This window comes from Klebsiella sp. C283 (assembly GCF_048822555.1).
GTDB lineage: Bacteria > Pseudomonadota > Gammaproteobacteria > Enterobacterales > Enterobacteriaceae > Klebsiella > Klebsiella quasipneumoniae.
Genome location: NZ_JBMEZS010000011.1, coordinates 81,141 through 99,995, shown reverse-complemented (window position 1 = coordinate 99,995; position 18,855 = coordinate 81,141). Strand labels below are relative to the sequence as shown.

19 protein-coding genes are annotated in these 18,855 nt (G+C 59.8%); 6 read left to right on the top strand and 13 right to left on the bottom strand.

From position 1 onward, the window contains the following. Genes sirB2 through hemA form a run of 4 tightly spaced genes read right to left on the bottom strand, consistent with a single transcriptional unit; the run spans nucleotide 1 to nucleotide 3,622 of the window. Nucleotides 1-393 carry an invasion regulator SirB2 gene (gene sirB2 / locus ACOI7Z_RS21245; RefSeq protein ID WP_008804389.1) on the bottom strand — a complete coding sequence of 131 codons (393 nt, stop codon included), beginning with the start codon at nucleotides 391-393 and terminating at the stop codon, nucleotides 1-3. Next, entirely contained in the window at nucleotides 393-1,241 is an 849-nt protein-coding gene (gene prmC, locus ACOI7Z_RS21240) for a peptide chain release factor N(5)-glutamine methyltransferase (protein ID WP_087848646.1), read from the bottom strand. Before prmC ends, sirB2 begins: the two co-directional genes overlap by 1 nt. Then, a complete protein-coding gene (gene prfA, locus ACOI7Z_RS21235; protein ID WP_004203214.1) occupies nucleotides 1,241-2,323 on the bottom strand; it encodes a peptide chain release factor 1 in 1,083 nt (360 codons plus the stop codon). Before prfA ends, prmC begins: the two co-directional genes overlap by 1 nt. A gap of 42 nt (nucleotides 2,324-2,365) precedes the next feature. Further along, nucleotides 2,366-3,622 carry a glutamyl-tRNA reductase gene (gene hemA / locus ACOI7Z_RS21230; RefSeq protein ID WP_023290148.1) on the bottom strand — a complete coding sequence of 419 codons (1,257 nt, stop codon included), beginning with the start codon at nucleotides 3,620-3,622 and terminating at the stop codon, nucleotides 2,366-2,368. A gap of 271 nt (nucleotides 3,623-3,893) precedes the next feature. On the opposite strand from hemA, the gene lolB reads away from it, so the two are divergent. The 4 genes from lolB to dauA all read left to right on the top strand — a co-directional run bounded on the left by lolB (nucleotide 3,894) and on the right by dauA (nucleotide 8,414). After that, nucleotides 3,894-4,505: a lipoprotein insertase outer membrane protein LolB gene (lolB, locus tag ACOI7Z_RS21225; protein WP_023290149.1), complete on the top strand. Its 612-nt coding sequence runs from the start codon at nucleotides 3,894-3,896 to the stop codon at nucleotides 4,503-4,505. Further along, nucleotides 4,505-5,353 carry a 4-(cytidine 5'-diphospho)-2-C-methyl-D-erythritol kinase gene (gene ispE / locus ACOI7Z_RS21220; protein WP_072413462.1) on the top strand — a complete coding sequence of 283 codons (849 nt, stop codon included), beginning with the start codon at nucleotides 4,505-4,507 and terminating at the stop codon, nucleotides 5,351-5,353. Before lolB ends, ispE begins: the two co-directional genes overlap by 1 nt. Nucleotides 5,354-5,536: 183 nt before the next feature. Beyond that, complete coding sequence (gene prs, locus ACOI7Z_RS21215; protein ID WP_002910407.1) at nucleotides 5,537-6,484, top strand: ribose-phosphate diphosphokinase; 948 nt, start codon at nucleotides 5,537-5,539, stop codon at nucleotides 6,482-6,484. 250 nt (nucleotides 6,485-6,734) lie between these two features. Beyond that, on the top strand, nucleotides 6,735-8,414 hold the full coding sequence (dauA, locus tag ACOI7Z_RS21210) for a C4-dicarboxylic acid transporter DauA (RefSeq protein ID WP_064157472.1): 1,680 nt from the start codon (nucleotides 6,735-6,737) through the stop codon (nucleotides 8,412-8,414). Here the strand turns inward: dauA and ACOI7Z_RS21205 are convergent, their stop codons facing one another. Together ACOI7Z_RS21205 and ychH are read right to left on the bottom strand one after the other, a co-directional pair. Next, nucleotides 8,415-9,461 carry a MerR family transcriptional regulator gene (locus ACOI7Z_RS21205; protein ID WP_065881258.1) on the bottom strand — a complete coding sequence of 349 codons (1,047 nt, stop codon included), beginning with the start codon at nucleotides 9,459-9,461 and terminating at the stop codon, nucleotides 8,415-8,417. It lies immediately after the preceding gene. Between the two features lie 222 nt (nucleotides 9,462-9,683). Then, nucleotides 9,684-9,959 carry a stress-induced protein YchH gene (gene ychH / locus ACOI7Z_RS21200; RefSeq protein ID WP_002910437.1) on the bottom strand — a complete coding sequence of 92 codons (276 nt, stop codon included), beginning with the start codon at nucleotides 9,957-9,959 and terminating at the stop codon, nucleotides 9,684-9,686. Between the two features lie 272 nt (nucleotides 9,960-10,231). On the opposite strand from ychH, the gene pth reads away from it, so the two are divergent. Continuing rightward, nucleotides 10,232-10,816, top strand: a complete 585-nt coding sequence (gene pth / locus ACOI7Z_RS21195) for an aminoacyl-tRNA hydrolase (protein ID WP_004180389.1) — start codon at nucleotides 10,232-10,234, stop codon at nucleotides 10,814-10,816. Nucleotides 10,817-10,933: 117 nt separating this feature from the next. Then, nucleotides 10,934-12,025: a redox-regulated ATPase YchF gene (ychF, locus tag ACOI7Z_RS21190; protein ID WP_002910443.1), complete on the top strand. Its 1,092-nt coding sequence runs from the start codon at nucleotides 10,934-10,936 to the stop codon at nucleotides 12,023-12,025. 87 nt (nucleotides 12,026-12,112) lie between these two features. Here ychF and ACOI7Z_RS21185 read toward each other — a convergent pair whose 3' ends face one another. The 7 genes from ACOI7Z_RS21185 to tssF form a co-directional block, all read right to left on the bottom strand. Continuing rightward, a complete protein-coding gene (locus ACOI7Z_RS21185; protein WP_087848645.1) occupies nucleotides 12,113-12,442 on the bottom strand; it encodes a DUF1869 domain-containing protein in 330 nt (109 codons plus the stop codon). A gap of 83 nt (nucleotides 12,443-12,525) precedes the next feature. Next, on the bottom strand, nucleotides 12,526-13,440 hold the full coding sequence (locus ACOI7Z_RS21180; protein ID WP_023290154.1) for a sugar ABC transporter substrate-binding protein: 915 nt from the start codon (nucleotides 13,438-13,440) through the stop codon (nucleotides 12,526-12,528). Between the two features lie 131 nt (nucleotides 13,441-13,571). Then, entirely contained in the window at nucleotides 13,572-14,987 is a 1,416-nt protein-coding gene (locus ACOI7Z_RS21175) for a VasL domain-containing protein (protein ID WP_087848644.1), read from the bottom strand. Between the two features lie 19 nt (nucleotides 14,988-15,006). Further along, the gene (gene tssE, locus ACOI7Z_RS21170) at nucleotides 15,007-15,450 is read right to left on the bottom strand and encodes a type VI secretion system baseplate subunit TssE (RefSeq protein WP_048297773.1); all 444 of its coding nucleotides are present in this window, start codon (nucleotides 15,448-15,450) and stop codon (nucleotides 15,007-15,009) included. A 1-nt stretch (nucleotide 15,451) separates the two neighbouring features. After that, nucleotides 15,452-15,988: a type VI secretion system lipoprotein TssJ gene (gene tssJ / locus ACOI7Z_RS21165; RefSeq protein ID WP_087848653.1), complete on the bottom strand. Its 537-nt coding sequence runs from the start codon at nucleotides 15,986-15,988 to the stop codon at nucleotides 15,452-15,454. Then, nucleotides 15,969-16,985, bottom strand: a complete 1,017-nt coding sequence (gene tssG, locus ACOI7Z_RS21160) for a type VI secretion system baseplate subunit TssG (RefSeq protein WP_170927803.1) — start codon at nucleotides 16,983-16,985, stop codon at nucleotides 15,969-15,971. Before tssG ends, tssJ begins: the two co-directional genes overlap by 20 nt. Nucleotides 16,986-17,014: 29 nt before the next feature. After that, nucleotides 17,015-18,778 (bottom strand): type VI secretion system baseplate subunit TssF, encoded by a 1,764-nt coding sequence (gene tssF, locus ACOI7Z_RS21155; RefSeq protein WP_087848642.1) that lies wholly within the window; start codon nucleotides 18,776-18,778, stop codon nucleotides 17,015-17,017. Nucleotides 18,779-18,855 lie beyond the last annotated feature (77 nt).

Below are 18,855 nucleotides of genomic sequence, written 5' to 3'. Positions count from 1 at the left end.
CTACCCCAGTATCGGTATTCTTGTGATGGCGAGTTGAATGATGATAAACAACACCACCAGCGCCAGCAGGAACGCGATAAAGCGGCTCTGCTGGCTGCGCGGACGACGACGGCCCAGCGCGATAAAACCTAATGCGATGTAAATGATAACGCCAAACAGCTTTTCAGTCAGCCATGCGCCGTCTTCTGTGAACGGCAGGTAGTGCGTTATCGCCATTAATCCCGCACCGCTGAGAAACAGCAGCGTATCGCTGCAGTGCGGCGCAATTCGCACCCACCGCTGGTTCAGCAGCGGGCTCTGGTGATACATCCACCAGTAACGTAAAACGAACAATCCTACCGACACCACCACGCTGGCGATGTGCAGGTAGAGGACAGCCGTGAATAAGTTCATCAGCCAACGTTCTCCATGTCGGGTAAACGTCCGAGGGTCAGACGCTCATTGTCGCCATAGTCGCGGCAGGTCGCGACATCCAGATAGCCCGCCTCGCGAAACAGGGCGCGTACCGCTTCGCCCTGGGTCCAGCCATGCTCCAGCAGCATCCAGCCGCCGGGCTGCAGATACTGCCGCCCCTCGCGGATAATCTGCGCCAGATCGGCCAGTCCCTGGTCGCATGCCACCAGCGCCGTCAACGGCTCAAAACGCACATCGCCTTCGGCAAGATGCGGGTCGGCGGCGTCGATATAGGGGGGATTGCTGACGATCATGGCGAAGCGCTGCCCGGCCAGCGCACTGAACCAGTCGCTTTGCCGTATCGTCACGTTAGCAATGCCCAGATGAGCGGCATTACGCAACGCCAGCGCCACGGCGTCCGGCATCACGTCCACCGCGATCACTTCACAGTCAGGACGTTCACTGGCCAGCGCCAGGGCAATGGCGCCGGTCCCGGTGCCGAGGTCGAGAATACGGCACGGCGCGACGGGCAGACGCGCCAGCGCCTGCTCCACCAGACATTCGGTATCCGGTCGGGGGATCAGCGTCGCCGGGGAGACAAACAGCGGCAGCGACCAGAACTCCCGCTGCCCGACCAGATGGGCGATGGGCTCCCCGCGCTGGCGTCGCTGCAGGAGCGCCTCCAGCGTCGTCGCCTCGTCGGCGGACAGCGTCGTTTCGCCGAAGGCCAGGATCCAGGTGCGCGCCCGACCGGTGACGTGTCCCAGCAGGATCTCGGCGTCGCGTCGCGGACTGTCGCTCTCCGCCAGGCGGGCGATTGCCTGCTGCAGCCAGGCCTGAAAGGTCATCATTCCTGCTCGGACAGCGCCGCCAGCTGATCGGCCTGGTGTTCCTGGACAATCGGCTCAATCAGCATGTCGAGTTTGCCCTCCATCGCCTCATCGAGACGGTAAAGGGTCAGGTTGATGCGGTGGTCGGTCACGCGGCCCTGCGGGAAGTTGTAGGTACGGTTGCGATCGCTGCGGTCGCCGCTGCCCAGCAGGTTGCGGCGCGTGGAGGCTTCCGCCTGCTGACGCTTGGCCACTTCGGCGGCGCGGATCCGCGCCCCCAGCACCGACAGCGCCTTGGCTTTGTTTTTATGCTGGGAACGTTCGTCCTGACACTCCACCACGATGCCGGTGGGCAGGTGGGTAATACGGATCGCCGAGTCGGTGGTGTTAACGTGCTGACCGCCCGCGCCGGAGGAACGGAACGTATCGATGCGCAGATCCGCCGGGTTGATATCCGGCATTTCCGCCTCCGGCAGCTCCGGCATCACCGCCACCGTACAGGCGGAGGTGTGGATACGCCCCTGCGACTCGGTGGCCGGCACGCGCTGCACGCGATGGCCGCCGGATTCAAATTTGAGCCGGCCATAGACGCCGTCGCCGCTGATCTTGGCGATCACCTCTTTAAAGCCGCCGTGTTCACCTTCGTTGGCGCTGAGGATCTCCACCTGCCAGCGGCGCGATTCCGCGTAACGGGTGTACATGCGGAACAGGTCGCCGGCAAACAGCGCCGCTTCGTCGCCGCCGGTCCCGGCGCGCACTTCCACGAAGGCGTTACGCTCGTCATCAGGATCTTTCGGCAGGAGCAGGACCTGTAGCTGTTGCTCCAGCTGTTCGCCTTTATCTTTGGCGTCCCGCAGCTCTTCCTGCGCCATTTCGCGCATTTCCGGATCGTCGAGCATCATCTGCGCGGTTTCAATATCCTCCTGCACCTGACGCCAGTCGGTATAGCAGCGCGCCACATCGCTTAGTTGAGCATACTCCCGCGACAGCGCGCGGAATTTATCCTGATCGGCAATCGTCGCGGCATCGCCGAGCAGCGCCTGCACTTCTTCGTGGCGCTCGTACAACGCTTCCAGTTTGGCAACAATAGAAGACTTCATAGGCGTGAATTCACCCTGTCCTGAAAATAAGAGAAAGGTGCGCTATTCCAGCCCGAGGCTGTTGCGCAGAATATGCAGGCGTTCGTCGTCCCCGTCACGGGCGGCCTGCTGAAGTGATTTGGTTGGCGCGTGGATCAGGCGGTTGGTGAGCTTACGCGCCAGATCCTGCATAATTTCCTGGGCATCACCGCCCTGCTCCAGCGCGGCCAGCGCCTTCGCCGTCAGCTCCTCACGGACCTGCTCGGACTGAGAACGGTATTCGCGAATGGTCTCGCTGGCGCTCTGCGCGCGCAGCCAGGCCATAAATTCGCTGGTCTCCTGCTCGACGATCGATTCCGCCTGCACCGCCGCGGCCTTACGCTGCGCCAGGTTATGCTGAATGATGTTTTGCAGATCGTCGACGCTGTAGAGGTAAGCGTTAGCCAGTTTGCCGACCTCCGGTTCGACGTCGCGCGGGACGGCGATATCCACCAGCAGCATCGGCTGGTTGCGCCGCGCCTTGAGCGCACGTTCCACCATGCCTTTGCCGATGATCGGCAGCGGGCTGGCGGTGGAGCTGATGATGATGTCGGCCTCTTTCAGCCGTTCGTCGATATCGCTGAGGGCAATCACCTCGGCGCCCACTTCTTCCGCCAGCGCCTGGGCGCGTTCACGAGTGCGGTTGGCGATCACCATTTTGCGCACGTGATGTTCGCGAAGATGGCGCGCCACCAGTTCGATGGTTTCACCGGCGCCGACCAGCAGCACCGTCACGCTCGACAGGGATTCAAAGATTTGCCGCGCCAGGGTACAGGCGGCGAACGCGACGGAAACGGCGCTGGCGCCGATATCGGTTTCGGTACGCACGCGCTTGGCCACCGAGAACGATTTCTGGAACATCCGCTCCAGTTCGCTGACGTTAAGATGGCCGCGGCTGGAATCGGCGAAGGCTTTTTTCACCTGACCGAGGATCTGCGGTTCGCCCAGCACCAGCGAATCAAGGCCGCTGGCGACGCGCATCAGATGGCTGACGGCATCGTTATCCTGGTGCCAGTAGAGGCTTTTACGCAGGTCTTCTTCATTGAGGCCGTGGTAATCGCACAGCCAGCGGATCAGCGCTTCCTGCAGGTTATCCTGCTCTTCGACGCTGAGATAGAGTTCCGTGCGGTTGCAGGTCGACAGCACCACCCCACCCTGCACCATCGGCTGAGCCAGCAAGCTCTCCAGCGCCTTATCGAGCGTTTCCGGCGAAAACGCGACGCGTTCTCGCAGGGCGACCGGAGCTGTTTTGTGATTGATGCCAAGAGCTAAAAGGGTCATTGTGAGGGAGTAGTACCAGCGTTGCTAAGGTTAGTCTGAGTGCATCATACAGGATGCGCGTAATCAATAAAAGAGAGGCTCCCCTTTTGGAGTAATAGCCAAAGCAAGACCGCCATTAAGGTTAATTTTTTGATTTCAGACAACTTGAACGTAGACGCTATCGCCCGGCGACGCTAGCATTAAGGATTATAAATGTAACCTGCTACACAAATCGGCCCGCTGTTCCCCTGCCGCCGGATTTCACTGTAGACATCAAGGATTTGTCATCATTATGAATCGACTGTTCCGCCTGCTGCCGCTGGCCAGCCTCGTCCTGACCGCTTGTTCTGTTCATACCCCCGAGGGGCCTGGCAAAAGCCCGGATTCGCCGCAGTGGCGCCAGCACCAGCAGGCTGTTCGCAGCCTCAACCAGTTCCAGACCCGCGGGGCGTTTGCCTATCTCTCCGATGAGCAAAAAGTCTATGCCCGCTTCTTCTGGCAGCAGACCGGCCAGGACCGCTATCGCCTGCTGTTGACCAACCCGCTGGGCAGCACCGAGCTGTCGCTGACCGCGCAGCCTGGCAGCGTGCAGTTGATCGACAACAAAGGCCAGACCTACACCGCCACCGATGCCGAAGAGATGATTGGCCGCCTGACCGGGATGCCGATCCCGCTGAACAGCCTGCGCCAATGGATCATCGGCCTGCCGGGCGACGCCACCGACTATTCGCTGGACGATCGGTACCGTCTGCGTGAACTGAACTACACGCAAAACGGCAAAACCTGGCACGTCACCTACGGCGGCTACACCAGCGATACCCAGCCCGCCCTGCCGTCTAATGTCGAGCTGAACAATGGCGCCCAGCGCATCAAGCTGAAGATGGATAACTGGATCGTGAAATGATGAGCCGCTGGCCCTCACCTGCAAAACTGAATCTGTTTTTATATATCACCGGCCAGCGGGCTGATGGTTACCACACCCTGCAGACGCTGTTTCAGTTCCTCGACTACGGCGATACGCTGACCATCGAACCGCGCGCTGACGGCGAACTGCGCCTGCTGACGCCGGTGGCCGGGGTGCCGGACGAAGAGAATCTGATCGTTCGCGCCGCGCGTCTGCTGATGCGCGCCGCCGGCGAAAGCGGCCGCCTGCCGGCGGGCAGCGGCGCCGATATCAGTATCGATAAGCGCCTGCCGATGGGCGGCGGTCTGGGGGGCGGCTCGTCCAATGCCGCCACCGTGCTGGTGGCGCTCAACCATCTCTGGGGCTGCGGACTCTCGGAAGATGAGCTGGCGACCCTTGGCCTGCAGCTGGGGGCCGATGTGCCGGTCTTCGTGCGCGGCCATGCCGCCTTTGCCGAGGGGGTGGGTGAAATTCTGACGCCGGTGGAGCCTGAGGAAAAATGGTACCTGGTGGCCCACCCGGGCGTCAGTATTCCGACGCCGATCATTTTTCGCGACCCGGAGCTACCACGAAATACCCCGCGCCGGTCAATTAATACGTTATTAAATTGTGAATTCAGCAACGATTGCGAGCTTATCGCAAGAAAACGTTTTCGCGAGGTTGATGCCGCGCTTTCCTGGCTGTTAGAATATGCGCCGTCACGCCTGACCGGCACAGGGGCCTGTGTGTTTGCTGAATTTAACACCGAATCCGCTGCCCGTCAGGTGCTGGACACTGCCCCGGCATGGCTAAATGGCTTTGTGGCGCGCGGAGTAAACCTCTCGCCGCTCAAGCAGGCCCTGCTCTGAATCCTGCGCCGTGAGGGCGCATCGTTCATGAGTCAGCTGGGGAAATTGAGTTACGGTGACAACGTCACCCTGTTCCAGACGTTGCATCGTGCTCTTTAAATACACCGACTGGATCGAATGGCGCCAGCCCGCACATTATTGGCCCATTCATCCACCACTGGACGCATGCCTGAGGTTCTTCTCGTGCCTGATATGAAGCTTTTTGCTGGTAACGCCACCCCGGAACTAGCACAACGTATTGCCAACCGCCTGTACACTTCTCTTGGCGACGCCGCTGTAGGTCGTTTTAGCGACGGCGAAGTCAGCGTACAAATCAATGAAAACGTACGCGGTGGTGATATTTTCATCATCCAGTCCACTTGTGCTCCCACCAATGACAACCTGATGGAACTGGTTGTTATGGTTGATGCTCTGCGTCGTGCTTCGGCAGGTCGTATCACCGCCGTTATCCCTTACTTCGGTTATGCTCGTCAGGACCGTCGTGTTCGTTCTGCTCGTGTGCCAATCACCGCGAAAGTGGTGGCAGATTTCCTGTCCAGCGTCGGCGTTGACCGCGTACTGACCGTTGACCTGCACGCAGAACAGATCCAGGGCTTCTTCGATGTGCCAGTTGATAACGTGTTCGGCAGCCCAATCCTGCTGGAAGATATGCTGCAGCTGAACCTGGACAACCCGATCGTGGTTTCTCCGGACATCGGCGGCGTGGTTCGTGCTCGCGCTATCGCTAAACTGCTGAACGATACCGATATGGCTATCATCGACAAGCGCCGTCCGCGCGCCAACGTCTCCCAGGTGATGCATATCATCGGCGACGTCGCGGGTCGTGACTGCGTGATGGTCGACGATATGATCGACACCGGCGGCACCCTGTGTAAAGCGGCAGAAGCGCTGAAAGAGCGCGGCGCGAAACGCGTATTCGCTTACGCGACGCACCCGATCTTCTCCGGCAACGCTATCCAGAACATTAAAAACTCTGTGATCGATGAATTTGTCGTCTGCGATACCATTCCGCTGGCACCAGAAATTAAAGCGCTGGATAAAGTGCGTACTCTGACGCTCTCCGGTATGCTGGCTGAAGCTATTCGCCGTATCAGCAATGAAGAATCAATCTCTGCTATGTTCGAACATTAATCGAGCCGAGCACAAAAACCCGCTGCGGCGGGTTTTTTTGTCTCTGAATTTTTAATTCTTCCACAAAATCATTCGGCATGCGTCAAGGCGGCAAGTGAATGAATCCCCGGGAGCGTACAGGCAGTACGTGACCGGGATAAATGAACGCAGCCAACACAGAGGCATCCCGAAGGATGATGTGGAAATGACCGATGCCTCCTTCACCTGCCATTCAGTTGACAGATGATGCGCTCATGGATGAAACATTATTGTGAACAGATTATTTTCCTCACATGTGATGCCTTTCCGCGCCCTCATCGACGCTTGCTGGAAAGAAAAGTACACCACTGCCCGCTTTACCCGCGACCTGATCGCCGGGATCACCGTCGGGATCATTGCGATTCCGCTGGCGATGGCGCTGGCGATTGGCAGCGGTGTGCCGCCGCAGTACGGCCTCTATACCTCAGCGGTGGCAGGGATTGTGATCGCCTTAACCGGCGGATCGCGCTTTAGCGTTTCCGGACCGACCGCCGCCTTTGTGGTGATCCTCTATCCGGTTTCCCAGCAGTTCGGCCTGGCGGGGCTGCTGGTGGCGACGCTGATGTCGGGGATCTTTTTAATGCTTTTCGGCCTGGCGCGCTTTGGCCGCCTGATCGAATATATCCCGCTGTCGGTCACCCTCGGCTTCACCTCCGGGATCGGTATCACCATCGGTACCATGCAGATTAAAGATTTCCTCGGCCTGCAGATGCCCCATGTGCCGGAGCATTATCTGCAGAAAGTGGCGGCGCTGGCGATGGCCCTGCCGACCATTAACGTCGGGGACGCCGCCATCGGCGTCGTCACCCTCGGCACCCTGATCCTCTGGCCACGGCTGGGTATCCGTCTGCCGGGCCACCTCCCGGCGCTGCTGGCCGGCTGTGGGGTGATGCTGGTCGTCAACTTGCTCGGCGGCGATGTGGCGACGATCGGCTCGCAGTTCCACTATCAGCTGGCGGACGGCACTCAGGGCAACGGCATTCCGCAGCTGCTGCCGCAGCTGGTACTGCCCTGGGATATGCCGGGTTCCAACTTTACCCTGAGCTGGGCTTCGCTGCAGGCGCTGCTGCCCGCGGCTTTCTCCATGGCGATGCTGGGCGCTATTGAATCTCTGCTGTGCGCGGTGGTGCTCGACGGCATGACCGGTACCAAACATAAAGCCAACAGCGAGCTGATTGGCCAGGGGCTGGGCAACATCGTTGCGCCGTTCTTCGGCGGGATCACCGCCACCGCGGCGATTGCCCGCTCGGCGGCGAACGTCCGCGCCGGCGCCACATCGCCGATCGCCGCCGTGATCCACGCCCTGCTGGTGATCATGGCGCTGCTGATCCTCGCCCCGCTGCTTTCCTGGCTGCCGCTGTCGGCGATGGCCGCCCTGCTGCTGATGGTGGCATGGAACATGAGCGAGGCGCATAAAGTCATCAATCTGCTGCGCCACGCGCCGAAGGATGACATTGTGGTGATGCTGATGTGCATGTCGCTGACGGTGCTGTTTGATATGGTGATCGCCATCAGCGTCGGGATCGTGCTGGCTTCGCTGTTATTTATGCGCCGTATCGCGCGCATGACCCATCTGGCGCCGGTCAACGTCGAAGTGCCAGACGACGTGCTGGTGCTGCGGGTGATCGGTCCGCTGTTCTTTGCCGCCGCCGAAGGTCTATTCAACGACCTGGAGACCCGGATCGCCGGCAAGCGCATCGTGGTGCTGAAGTGGGACGCGGTGCCGGTTCTCGACGCCGGCGGTCTGGATGCCTTCCAGCGCTTTGTGAACAAGCTGCCGGAAGGCTGTGAATTGCGCGTATCTAACCTCGAATTTCAGCCGCTACGCACGTTAGCGCGCGCCGGCGTCAAGCCGCTGCCCGGACGCCTGAGCTTCTACCCCGATCGTCAGGCCGCGCTGGCTGACCTGTGATCACCCGGCGGCAGGCCCCTGCGCCTGCCGCATCAAGGCTCCGGTCGCCTGCTGCAGCCAGCGCAGCACCGCCGGCGTCATCCAGGTGCCCTTCATCAAATGCGGCTCCTGCTCCATTGCCTGACGAAACTTCTGCAACGTCTGCGGCCGGGTGCCGGCGTAGGACTGAAACAGCTCAAGCCACGCCCGGGCCAGCGCCTGACCCGACGCCGAGTCCGGCGCTACGCCCTCACGGCACGCCTGATGCAGCTTCGCCACCAGCGCTGGCCACTCCTGTAGCCGGTCGAAGTAGTGCCGGCGGGTGAACGCCATCTCCTCGTCGTCGAGATACCGCGCCCAGATGGCCAGTTTGCTTTCGGCAAAGGCTTCGGTGATAAAGGCAATGATGGCCGGGGTGACGCCGGTCTGTTCAACCATTTGCGGCTCGGCGGCATGCATCTCGTTCAGACGGGTCAGAAATTCCGGGCGCCCGGCCGTATCCTGCTCCAGGCGCTCCATCCAGCGCGTCGCCAGACTCATCGCCTGCGGACTGTCCGTCGGGCAGCCGCTCGCCATCAGCGTCTGCACCTCCTCTGTTAGCTCGCGCCACGCCTGCGCGCGCTGTTCATCCTGTGCCGCAAACGGCAGCACAGCTAACTCCTGTTGACTAAACCAACGATCGTACATTTTCATTAACTCCAGCGTCTGTAGCCAGGACTCCAGATCGGGTTCATTGCCGCTCGCCAGCGCCTCGCGCAGCGCCAACAGCCGGTCGCGCAGCCTGCCGACATCGCGCAGTTGGTCATTAAGCGTCTCTATCTGCTGCGTCAGCAGTTCGGGCAGCGACAGCGTTCGCCGATCGAGATAGTCCTTAATGGTGGCGAGCGTCAGCCCGGTCTGCGCCAGCGCCTTGATCATATGCAGGCGCTGAACCGCGGACAGGTTATAGAGCCGATAGCCCGCCTCGCTTCTGGCCGAAGGCGTTAACAGCCCCGTCTGTTCATAATGATGCAGCGTACGCACCGTCAGCCCGGCGCGCTTCGCCAGCTCTCCCACCTGAATTAACATGACTGCTCCTCTCTGTGGCCAGGTCCGCTACTCTGCTGCCTGACGTAACGTCAGGGTCAAGCGAAAAACGCGCTTGATATTCACTTTTGGCGGCAACCATAGCATCACGAAGGTCAGGTCGGAATGGGGGTCGTCATATGGCGGGAAAAAGAAGAAGAGATAACGAGAGGCACAGTAAAACGCATCGGCCTTCAGGGACCGATGCGGGGGATCATGCTACGGTTAGCTGTGGCGATGCTGATTACGACGGCAGCGTTTATCGTAGTGGCGCACCCACCAGTAGCGGTCGCTGACCTGCTCGTGGCCGCCAATACGGGCACCGGCCAGCCAGAGCACCGCACCAACGAAGATGCTTAGGATTGCGCCATGCGCAAAGAATTGTGGCAGGTTAAGCTGCGGAAGCTGGTTCAGAATGGAGTAACCCACCCCCACAACCATCACCACCAACCCTAACCCCATGAGTACGTTACCGAGTAACGAAGCGTTTTTGCGTTTCATGTGTCACCTCCGGACTTTGGGTTGCCAGGGAATGTCCCCAAATCTTATAGGTGTAGTATAGACAAGGTCTCTTCTGTGGAGTGCGCCCACGATCACATTAGTGAACAGCAAATAGACAAAAATTTACAAATAAGCCTATGAACAATATCAAATTCTAATGGTTTAGAGAGTAAATCATCAATGCTGGTATTGTCTCGAGGCCAGAACTTTGTCAAGCGCGCCCGCAGACAGTACACTACGCGGCAGAGAATGCCCCATGCAGGAAAGAAAACGTGACCATTAAACTGATTGTCGGCCTGGCCAACCCCGGTGCGGAATATGCCGCCACCCGGCACAACGCTGGCGCCTGGTATGTGGATTTACTGGCGGATCGCCATCGCGCGCCGCTGCGCGAAGAGAGCAAATTCTTCGGCTATACCTCGCGCATCAACCTGGCGGGCGAGGATGTTCGCCTGCTGGTGCCCACCACCTTTATGAACCTTAGCGGTAAAGCCGTGGCCGCGATGGCGACCTTTTATCGCATCAACCCGGACGAAATTCTGGTTGCCCATGATGAGCTGGATTTGCCGCCGGGCGTGGCGAAATTTAAACTTGGCGGCGGCCATGGCGGCCACAACGGCCTGAAAGACATCATCAGCAAGCTCGGCAATAACCCGAACTTTCACCGCTTACGCGTCGGGATCGGCCATCCGGGCGACAAAAACAAGGTTGTCGGCTTTGTCCTCGGCAAACCACCGGCCAGCGAGCAGAAACTGATTGATGATGCCGTCGACGAAGCGGCGCGCTGTACGGAAATCTGGTTAAAGGATGGTCTCACTAAAGCGACCAACCGTTTACACGCCTTTAAGGCGCAATAAGCCGTTGTCGTGCGGCATTTTTGCCGCGCACCGTGTATAATAGGCAAAGCTATTCAATTTTCTGCAATCTGTTCCTGATAACAGATTGATTATCCAAAGATTAAGGTGATTTAAATCATGGGATTCAAATGCGGTATCGTCGGTTTGCCCAACGTCGGCAAATCCACCCTGTTCAATGCGCTCACCAAAGCGGGTATTGAAGCGGCCAACTTCCCCTTCTGTACCATTGAGCCGAACACCGGTGTCGTACCGATGCCCGATCCGCGTCTGGACAAGCTGGCTGAAATCGTCAAACCGCAGCGTATCCTGCCGACCACCATGGAGTTCGTTGATATCGCGGGCCTGGTGAAAGGCGCGTCCAAAGGCGAAGGTCTCGGCAACCAGTTCCTGACCAACATCCGCGAAACCGAAGCTATCGGCCATGTGGTTCGCTGCTTTGAAAACGACAATATCATTCACGTGGCAGGTAAAGTGAACCCGGCGGAAGATATCGACGTTATCAACACCGAGCTGGCGCTGTCTGACCTTGATACCTGCGAGCGCGCGATTCACCGCGTCTCCAAAAAAGCCAAAGGCGGCGATAAAGACGCGAAAGTTGAGCTGGCCGCGCTGGAGAAATGCCTGCCGCAGCTGGAAAACGCCGGTATGCTGCGCGCGCTGGATCTGACCAAAGAAGAGAAAGAGGCCATCCGCTATCTGAGCTTCCTGACCCTCAAGCCAACCATGTACATCGCGAACGTCAACGAAGACGGTTTCGAGAACAACCCGTACCTCGATCAGGTTCGCGCTATCGCCGAGCAGGAAGGGTCTGTAGTGGTGCCGGTGTGCGCCGCGGTTGAAGCGGACATCGCCGAACTGGACGATGAAGAGCGTGATGAGTTTATGGCTGAGCTGGGTCTCGAAGAACCGGGCCTGAACCGCGTGATCCGCGCTGGCTACGCCCTGCTGAACCTGCAGACCTACTTCACCGCTGGGGTGAAAGAAGTTCGCGCATGGACCATCCCGGTCGGGGCGACCGCGCCGCAGGCAGCCGGTAAGATCCACACCGACTTCGAAAAAGGCTTTATCCGCGCGCAGACCATCGCTTATGAAGACTTTATCGCCTACAAAGGCGAACAGGGCGCGAAAGAAGCCGGTAAAATGCGCGCTGAAGGTAAAGACTACATCGTGAAAGATGGCGATGTGATGAACTTCCTGTTCAACGTCTAATCCCGCTGGCTGGCGTTTCTGCCGCCATCGAGTAATAAAAAATCCACGCTCCGGCGTGGATTTTTTTCCTGTGCTCAAGGCGGCGCGCTACTCCACGATATGGGTCTCTTCTGCCGCCTCGTAGCCATCAACGATCTGCACAATCTTTTTTAACTCGTCCTCAATAAAAGCCGGGGTGGCGCTTTCCCCTGAGGTCGGGTGATGAAGCTCCACCGAGATGCCGCTGGCGGCATTGGTCAGCGACAGGCTGATCTCCTGCGGATCCGCCGCAGACGAGGGTCGCCCGATATGCTGCGCGATGGTCGCCGCCACCACGCGCGTATCAACTTCCGCGAGATACCCCCACCTCATTTCAACATGCCCCTGCTGCCCTGCCTTTATCACCTGCAGCGTATAGCCGCTTTTTGCCGTTGCCATCTCTTTTCCTCCGGTTTCGTTGCCCGGGCGTCATATTCTCAGCCCGGTTTTATCAGCAAAGTTCGAACATTTCTGCCTTGCCGTTAATGACTCTTTTCCACATAGGTCTGCATGTTTTCTTTGGTCACTAACTCAAACGGGATCCAGACATGGGACTCGACTTTTTCTCCTTTAATCAGCTTCAACGCCACCGCTAAGGCCGTTTTGCCCTGACCAACGGCATCCTGGAAAACCGTTACCTGGATCTTATCGCTGGCCAACGCTTTCAGCCCATCCGGCGTGGCGTCGATGCCGCCGATCAGCAGCTTCTTCTGGCTCTTCTCCAGCGCCATCGCCGCGCCAATCGCCATCTCGTCGTTGTTCGCCGCCACAATATCAATCGCTTCCCCGTTGCCTGTCCAGTTCTGCATCAGATCCATTCCCTCGCTGCGGGAATAGTTGGCCGGCTGTTTCTGCACTACTTTCATCGCCGGATATTTGGCCACCACCTGCTCTACGTCCCTGGTGCGCTGCAGCGCGCCGGCATCGGTGAGATTACCAATCATGATGGCGACGTTGCCTTTGTAGTTCGCCAGCTTCGCCAGCGCTTCCATCTGCAATGTGCCGGACTCCCGCTCGTCCGAACCGACAAACACCACGCCAGGGGGTAACGTTTTATCCCCCGGCGTCCGGTTCACATACACCAGCGGCATCCTGGCCTGCTGCGCCATCTTCGTCAGCTGCGGGGTGCTGGCGGAGTCCACGGGGTCAACGATGATCGCGTCCACGCCGGAGGCAATGAAGCTCTGCACCTGATCGGCCTGGCGCCCGGTGTCGCCGCGGGCGTCTTCGAACTGCACCTCGACCTGGCGGGCATGAGCTTCTTTCTCAATGGACTGACGAATAATGGTGAGAAAGTTTTGATCGAAGTAAGCCATCGAGACGCCGATCTTTTCCGCCAATGCCGAAGCGGAACTGGCCAGAAGGCCAACTAACAGGATGATTTTACAGTGCTTCATAGCATGCCCTCAGAGTTTGAAATAAAATTTTCAATATAAAATTAAACGGTATATTTAAATCATTTTCAGACTACGAAGGGCGTAGAGTTCTTGCAATCATGATGTAAAGAAAATGTTGCCATGCGCACACTTTATTTCACCGCCTCACTCACCGAGGGCCCACCGGTTGCGGGTCGCGCAGCAGGCGGTGGCGCCGGCTGTTTTCGCTTCAGCAGGGCATACTCCACGATCAGCTGTTGCAAATGCAGTTCGGCGAGACTGCCGCGGGCGGCTGGCCAGGGTTGACCTGCGGGGAGCGCGGCCAGCTCGCGCAGCTGCTCTTCCAGCGGAACGGTGCGGTTAAGCGACTGCATAATGGCAAACACCGCCGTTTTCAGTTCGCTCACCGTCAGGTACTTCCCCTTCTGCTCGTCGAGGGCATTGAGCTGACCGGCGAGCCGTTGCAGCTGACGCATGCCCTCCGCCCAGCCGGTGAGGTTTTCCGCGGGCAATGCCGCAGCGCTTAGCTGCCGCTGCCACTGCTGCGCCAGGGGCTTTGCCTGTTCCGGCCAGCGGCTCAAGGCCAGCTGGACCAGCCGGTCGCCGTAGCTTATCGCCCAGTCCGGCGCCAGGCGGGCGAGATCGTCAAGCTGGCGCTGCGCCTGGCGCAGATCGACCGGCGCGTGGGGAGATGCCCCCGGGAGGTCCGCTAGCGGCCCAGCCTGTTGCGTCATCACAGTTGGCGGCAAATCGGTCTGGCGCAGCGCCAGCCATCCACCGACGGCGATGCCCGACACCGCCAGCATGGTGACCATTCCGGCGATAAATGGCTTCCAGCGCGACGCGGCGACCGGAGTCGATGCCATCCCTGGCGCGGGCCGCTTTGCTGGTGAAGACGGAGCCAGCGGCTCAGCCTCTGGTCTACGTTGTCGTTCTGGCGCTGGCTCAGCCTTCGCAGCATCCTCTTCGCTGACCAGAGCGTCGGGAAGTGCCGCCTCAGACATCGCCACCGGCGGCGTGGCGGGAGGCGCTGGCGCAGGGTCGAGGTTCTCGAAGCGGGTTGCCGTGCTGCGCAGCAGCGCCCGCAGGTCACTCAGCGGGTTTTCAGGCGCGATCTCAAGGCGCTGGAGCACCGCGTCGAAGGTTTGCAGCGAACACTCAGCCTGGCTAAGCGACGCAAGATCGTCCGGGGTGAGGTTCAGGGTGCGGATCACCTGCCGCAGTCGCTTGCTCAGGGTGCGGAAGATTTCGGTGCGGGCCGGGAGCGCCTGCGGCCACAGGTTTTTACCCTGGTGGGCCAGCAGCGTTTCCAGCAGCGATAGCCCCTCGTTGATCCCTGCCAGGCCGTCCAGCCGGGCGCGGGCCAGCGTATACCAGGCGACAGTCTGCAGATCCGCGCCGTGATGCTCCAGCAGCGCACGGGCAAGCTGCTCGGCATACGGCCAGTTAATATCCGGCCGCGCCGGGTGGCTGAGCTTGTTCATTTCCGCACGCAGGGCAATAAAATCAGCCAGCGTGCGCGGGTCGCCACCGGTTTTATAACGGCGGTCTTTATGTGTTGTCATCATGATGTCTTTCAGCGAGAGATTAGAGGGCGGAGCGGGCGTCAAGGTACTGCTGACGTTTAAGGTGGCGGATCAGCACCCTGCCTTCAGGCATAAACTCTGTGCCGTAACGTACCAGACCGATATCCTTCAGCTCAGCATCAATGGCATAGCGCAGTTCGCCGGGCGCATCCTGATCGAGCATCACCACCGCGATCCGCTGCAGGCGCGGTTCGTATTTCAGCAACACCGCCGACAGCGTACTCATCAGCTGATGCGCCGACGCCGGCATGCCCTGGAGGATAGCGGTCATATCCGGCAGGCCGTAGTCCGGCAAATGCGCCAGCGTTCCGGCCCGACAGTTGAGGATGCGCTGCATGTTATCGAGCACCGACAGGATGACCTGATCCGTTTCGCTGACGTTGTTCAGGTCCAGCCCGCCGGCGAAATTGCCGTAGAGGATGTCGTACAGGGAGGGACGAGGCATTTCACTTCTCCTTAAGCGGGTGCAGCGTCAGTTGATTTTGGCTGGCTTCGATAATGCGCGGTCTCGCCGGGTCGAGATCGTCCCGGGTGAGTACCAGCCGCCAGCTATTTAGCGTCAGGTCTGGATCGATAAACATGGCCGCCACCGCCACAAACTGCGCGCTGGTTTCCATGGGCATATCAACGGTCACCGATTCGCCCGGACGCAGGCGAATATCTTTTTCCGCCACCCGGTCCGCCTGCAGCGCCTGGCCATCGCCGGCAAACAGCGACGGGTAGTCAGTATTGTCAAACGCCTGTCGGTCCTTCAGCTGGTAAATACGCACCACCGTCGCCAGGGAGGCGCCTTTGGCGTTGTTATTCACGCCTTCCCGGGCGCGAAGATCCAGATGAAGCGTTTTCACCTGGGGGTAAAAAATGGACTGGGTCACGGAAACGGCGCCGTCTTTTACGGTCTGCGTCAGGCCGCAGCCGGTTAAGAGGGTGACCATGAGGAATGCCAGTAACGTGGCAGAGGGTTTAACTACGGTAATCGCCATCTTCATCGCTCTCCCTGCGGTGGAGGTTTTCCCGGACGCGCTGATAGCGCCCCAGATAAATCGTGATCCTGTCGTCAACCTGCTTCTGCGCATCCAGCGGTTGCAGCACAGCCGTTCTCCCGAGCTGGACGGCATGCGCCTGCTGGCAGCAAAGTTGCGCATCCGGCAGTAAATGGCGGGCGACGCAAAGCTGCAGCCGCACGTCGAGATGAGATCCGAGCCAGACGTGCAGGAGCGCCATCAGGTCGCTGAACAGTTCGCCGCCGGGCAGCCAGCCGCGGACCTCATCAGGCTTTTCCGTCGCCAGCTGCAGCAACACCTGACCGTTCACATCCGTAGCGTGAGTTCCCATCACTGGCCTGTGTTGCAGGCTAACCGGCTGGCGGATGCTCATCGCTAACGGCTGCGACAAGGGGATCCGGCAGGGATCGTGGTGGTACACCGTCGCCCGGGTCCCCGGAGCCAGGAGCGCCACCAGCGCCTCCATGCCTTCCCCGGATCTCCCCGGCAGCATCATTACCGGCAGCAACGCCAGAAATCGCGACAGCGGCGCTGCGGCAACGGCGGCACATCCCGGTATACCCAGCCCCGCCAGGCCCAGCAGATACTGCGAGGTGTTGTCCGTGCCACCCGCCCGAAAGGTTGCCGGGTAGGAATATTTGCGCCAGATACGGTAATACTGGGCGATTAGTCGATGGTTGAAGATATCGAGAAAATCCTCGGTCGCCTCGACGCCTTCCCGCCGTTGCGCAATGTCATCGCTATAGTGTGTCGGTAGCGGGGATTCCACGCCGTAGAGACCCATAAAAGCAACGCGAACCGCCGGCGGCCGGGGCGGGTCAGGATCGTCCATTCCACGGATTTCGCCGGCCGGAAAGCCCATCCCCGGATGCGGGCGAAAGCGTATGGGTTCATCACCCACCAGCCAGCCGCTGCCGATGATCGGCGCCTTCGGCTGGTTCTCCTCCAGCAACTGGCAGAAGCGGTAAAAATTCATGTACGGCAACTGAGGCCGGAGCTGCGCCATCAGCCGGGCAGGCGCAGACTGTGATTCTCTTTCCACCGGATACATTTCCCTTCAGGTTGAACAATGAGCGTCAGCTGGATGAACTGATTCATATCGGCATACAGTGCGAAAAAGCGGTTGAGCATATCGCCAAACAGGTGGACATCGCCCGCACCGGTAAATCCGCTACCGTCGAGCGTCACTTCGATATCCAGCCCGCGCAGCAGGAAGCCCTGTTCGAAACGCTGAATTCGGTGATGGCTGACCGCCAGAATAGCGTCCAAACGACGGTTATTGAGCTCATCCTCCCGCCAGTTGTAGAGCGACAGCGTGCCGCGCAGTACCTCGGCGCTGCTCATCATGTTGAGAAAACGGGTGCCCAGATGGCTCATGACCCGCCAGTGGTAGCGGTCTTCCGCCGGGGGATATGCCGGCAGCGTGGGTTTACAGAGATTACGGACGGTAAGCGGCGTGGCTGATATCGACTCACAGCGATCCAGCAGCGTGCTCTGTAGCGCCCGGCGCGGCAGCTGGCCGTTAGTGCCGGTGATGCGCAAGGAGACCGTTTCCCGCGCCAGCGCCCGGTCAGCCTCCCATTGCTGTCCGCCGAGGATAAGCCAGGTATCGTGCATGCCGGTGACGCCCCGTTTGACGCGGGTGTGGTAGTAGCGTTCCGGCGCATGGCGACGCATCATCCCGCCCTGGTGACGAAAGCGGGTGAAAGGGACATAGCGTGCCTCCCCGGTGCGCCCGGAGCCGGTCACGCTGTCAACAGAATAGATTTCGGTATGCCCGTCCTGCAGGCGCTTCGGACGCAGGAGGTATTCGCTCTCCAGCCCGCTGATGGTCAACGGATCGGCCTCGAGGGTAAACAGGTTAATCACCGGCACACAGTGCAGGCGCAGGCTGCTTGCGCTGACGGGCAAATCGCTTTGCCAGACCTCGCTGAACACCACCTCAAGCGTGAAATGCGCTATCCCCGCCGGTAGCGTCATGTTTTCCAGACCATTTAGCTGCACGAACATAAATTTTTCGCGAAAGGTGAAGTACTCGAGCAGCAACTGATAGCCGCTGAAAGCGCTCTCCCCCTTCGGCCATAAACGATCCTCCTCGCTAAATCCCCCCGGCGAAAAATAGCCGTCAAGACTTACCCGCTCCGCCTGCCCTGGCAGGCGCAGGTACAGCGCGGCCTGGCGTCGGGTCAGCCAAAGATGAAGAGCGCTGCCGGTAACGGCGTCTTCCCCCAGATACAGCGGCAGGCGGCGGAGATCGGTCTGCGACCAGTCTGCCAGCTCGCTACAGGCGAATCGTAGCCGCAGGGCCGAACGTCCGTCCGGCTCTGCCATCATCACCGCCTCCTCTATCGCCAGCGGGTTAAGCGTCAGATCGCGGGTGGTTCGGTACCGGCACACGGTATTTTTCGGCCCCAGTGGGCGGGAGCTTATCTCAAACCCGGCGGGCACCGTTTCCACCATCTTCATCGCCGGCAGCGTTGGGGTCAGCGCCACGATCGATAACGACGGAATGGTGCGCAAATAGTGCGGCCACAGCATGCTGACCAGCCCCTCGGTCAGCTCCGGCAGATCATCATCAATTTTTTCGCGCAAGCGACCTACGGAAAAGGCAAAGCCTTCAAACAGGCGCTCAACGTAAGGGTCCGGCGTACCGGCTTTATCGAGATCCAGCATCGCCGCCCGGTCGGGGTGAGCCTGCGCGAACGCTTTTGCCGCCTCACGCAGGTAGCGCATTTCAGCGTCAAAATATCGCAGGGTTAAATCGTCCATTATGACTATTCCATTATTCGTCTTCAGGGAGACACGCAGCATGGCTGCGCGGGCAGATTAGTTGGCCGCCGGGCGGC

Bases quoted from the DNA above. Each gene is read 5' to 3' on its own strand.
- sirB2 (WP_008804389.1), bottom strand. From the start codon at position 393: ATGAACTTATTCACGGCTGTCCTCTACCTGCACATCGCCAGCGTGGTG.
- prmC (WP_087848646.1), bottom strand. From the start codon at position 1,241: ATGACCTTTCAGGCCTGGCTGCAGCAGGCAATCGCCCGCCTGGCGGAG.
- prfA (WP_004203214.1), bottom strand. From the start codon at position 2,323: ATGAAGTCTTCTATTGTTGCCAAACTGGAAGCGTTGTACGAGCGCCAC.
- hemA (WP_023290148.1), bottom strand. From the start codon at position 3,622: ATGACCCTTTTAGCTCTTGGCATCAATCACAAAACAGCTCCGGTCGCC.
- lolB (WP_023290149.1), top strand. From the start codon at position 3,894: ATGAATCGACTGTTCCGCCTGCTGCCGCTGGCCAGCCTCGTCCTGACC.
- ispE (WP_072413462.1), top strand. From the start codon at position 4,505: ATGAGCCGCTGGCCCTCACCTGCAAAACTGAATCTGTTTTTATATATC.
- ACOI7Z_RS21205 (WP_065881258.1), bottom strand. From the start codon at position 9,461: ATGTTAATTCAGGTGGGAGAGCTGGCGAAGCGCGCCGGGCTGACGGTG.
- ychH (WP_002910437.1), bottom strand. From the start codon at position 9,959: ATGAAACGCAAAAACGCTTCGTTACTCGGTAACGTACTCATGGGGTTA.
- ychF (WP_002910443.1), top strand. From the start codon at position 10,934: ATGGGATTCAAATGCGGTATCGTCGGTTTGCCCAACGTCGGCAAATCC.
- ACOI7Z_RS21185 (WP_087848645.1), bottom strand. From the start codon at position 12,442: ATGGCAACGGCAAAAAGCGGCTATACGCTGCAGGTGATAAAGGCAGGG.
- ACOI7Z_RS21180 (WP_023290154.1), bottom strand. From the start codon at position 13,440: ATGAAGCACTGTAAAATCATCCTGTTAGTTGGCCTTCTGGCCAGTTCC.
- ACOI7Z_RS21175 (WP_087848644.1), bottom strand. From the start codon at position 14,987: ATGATGACAACACATAAAGACCGCCGTTATAAAACCGGTGGCGACCCG.
- tssE (WP_048297773.1), bottom strand. From the start codon at position 15,450: ATGCCTCGTCCCTCCCTGTACGACATCCTCTACGGCAATTTCGCCGGC.
- tssJ (WP_087848653.1), bottom strand. From the start codon at position 15,988: ATGGCGATTACCGTAGTTAAACCCTCTGCCACGTTACTGGCATTCCTC.
- tssG (WP_170927803.1), bottom strand. From the start codon at position 16,985: ATGAATTTTTACCGCTTCTGCCAGTTGCTGGAGGAGAACCAGCCGAAG.
- tssF (WP_087848642.1), bottom strand. From the start codon at position 18,778: ATGGACGATTTAACCCTGCGATATTTTGACGCTGAAATGCGCTACCTG.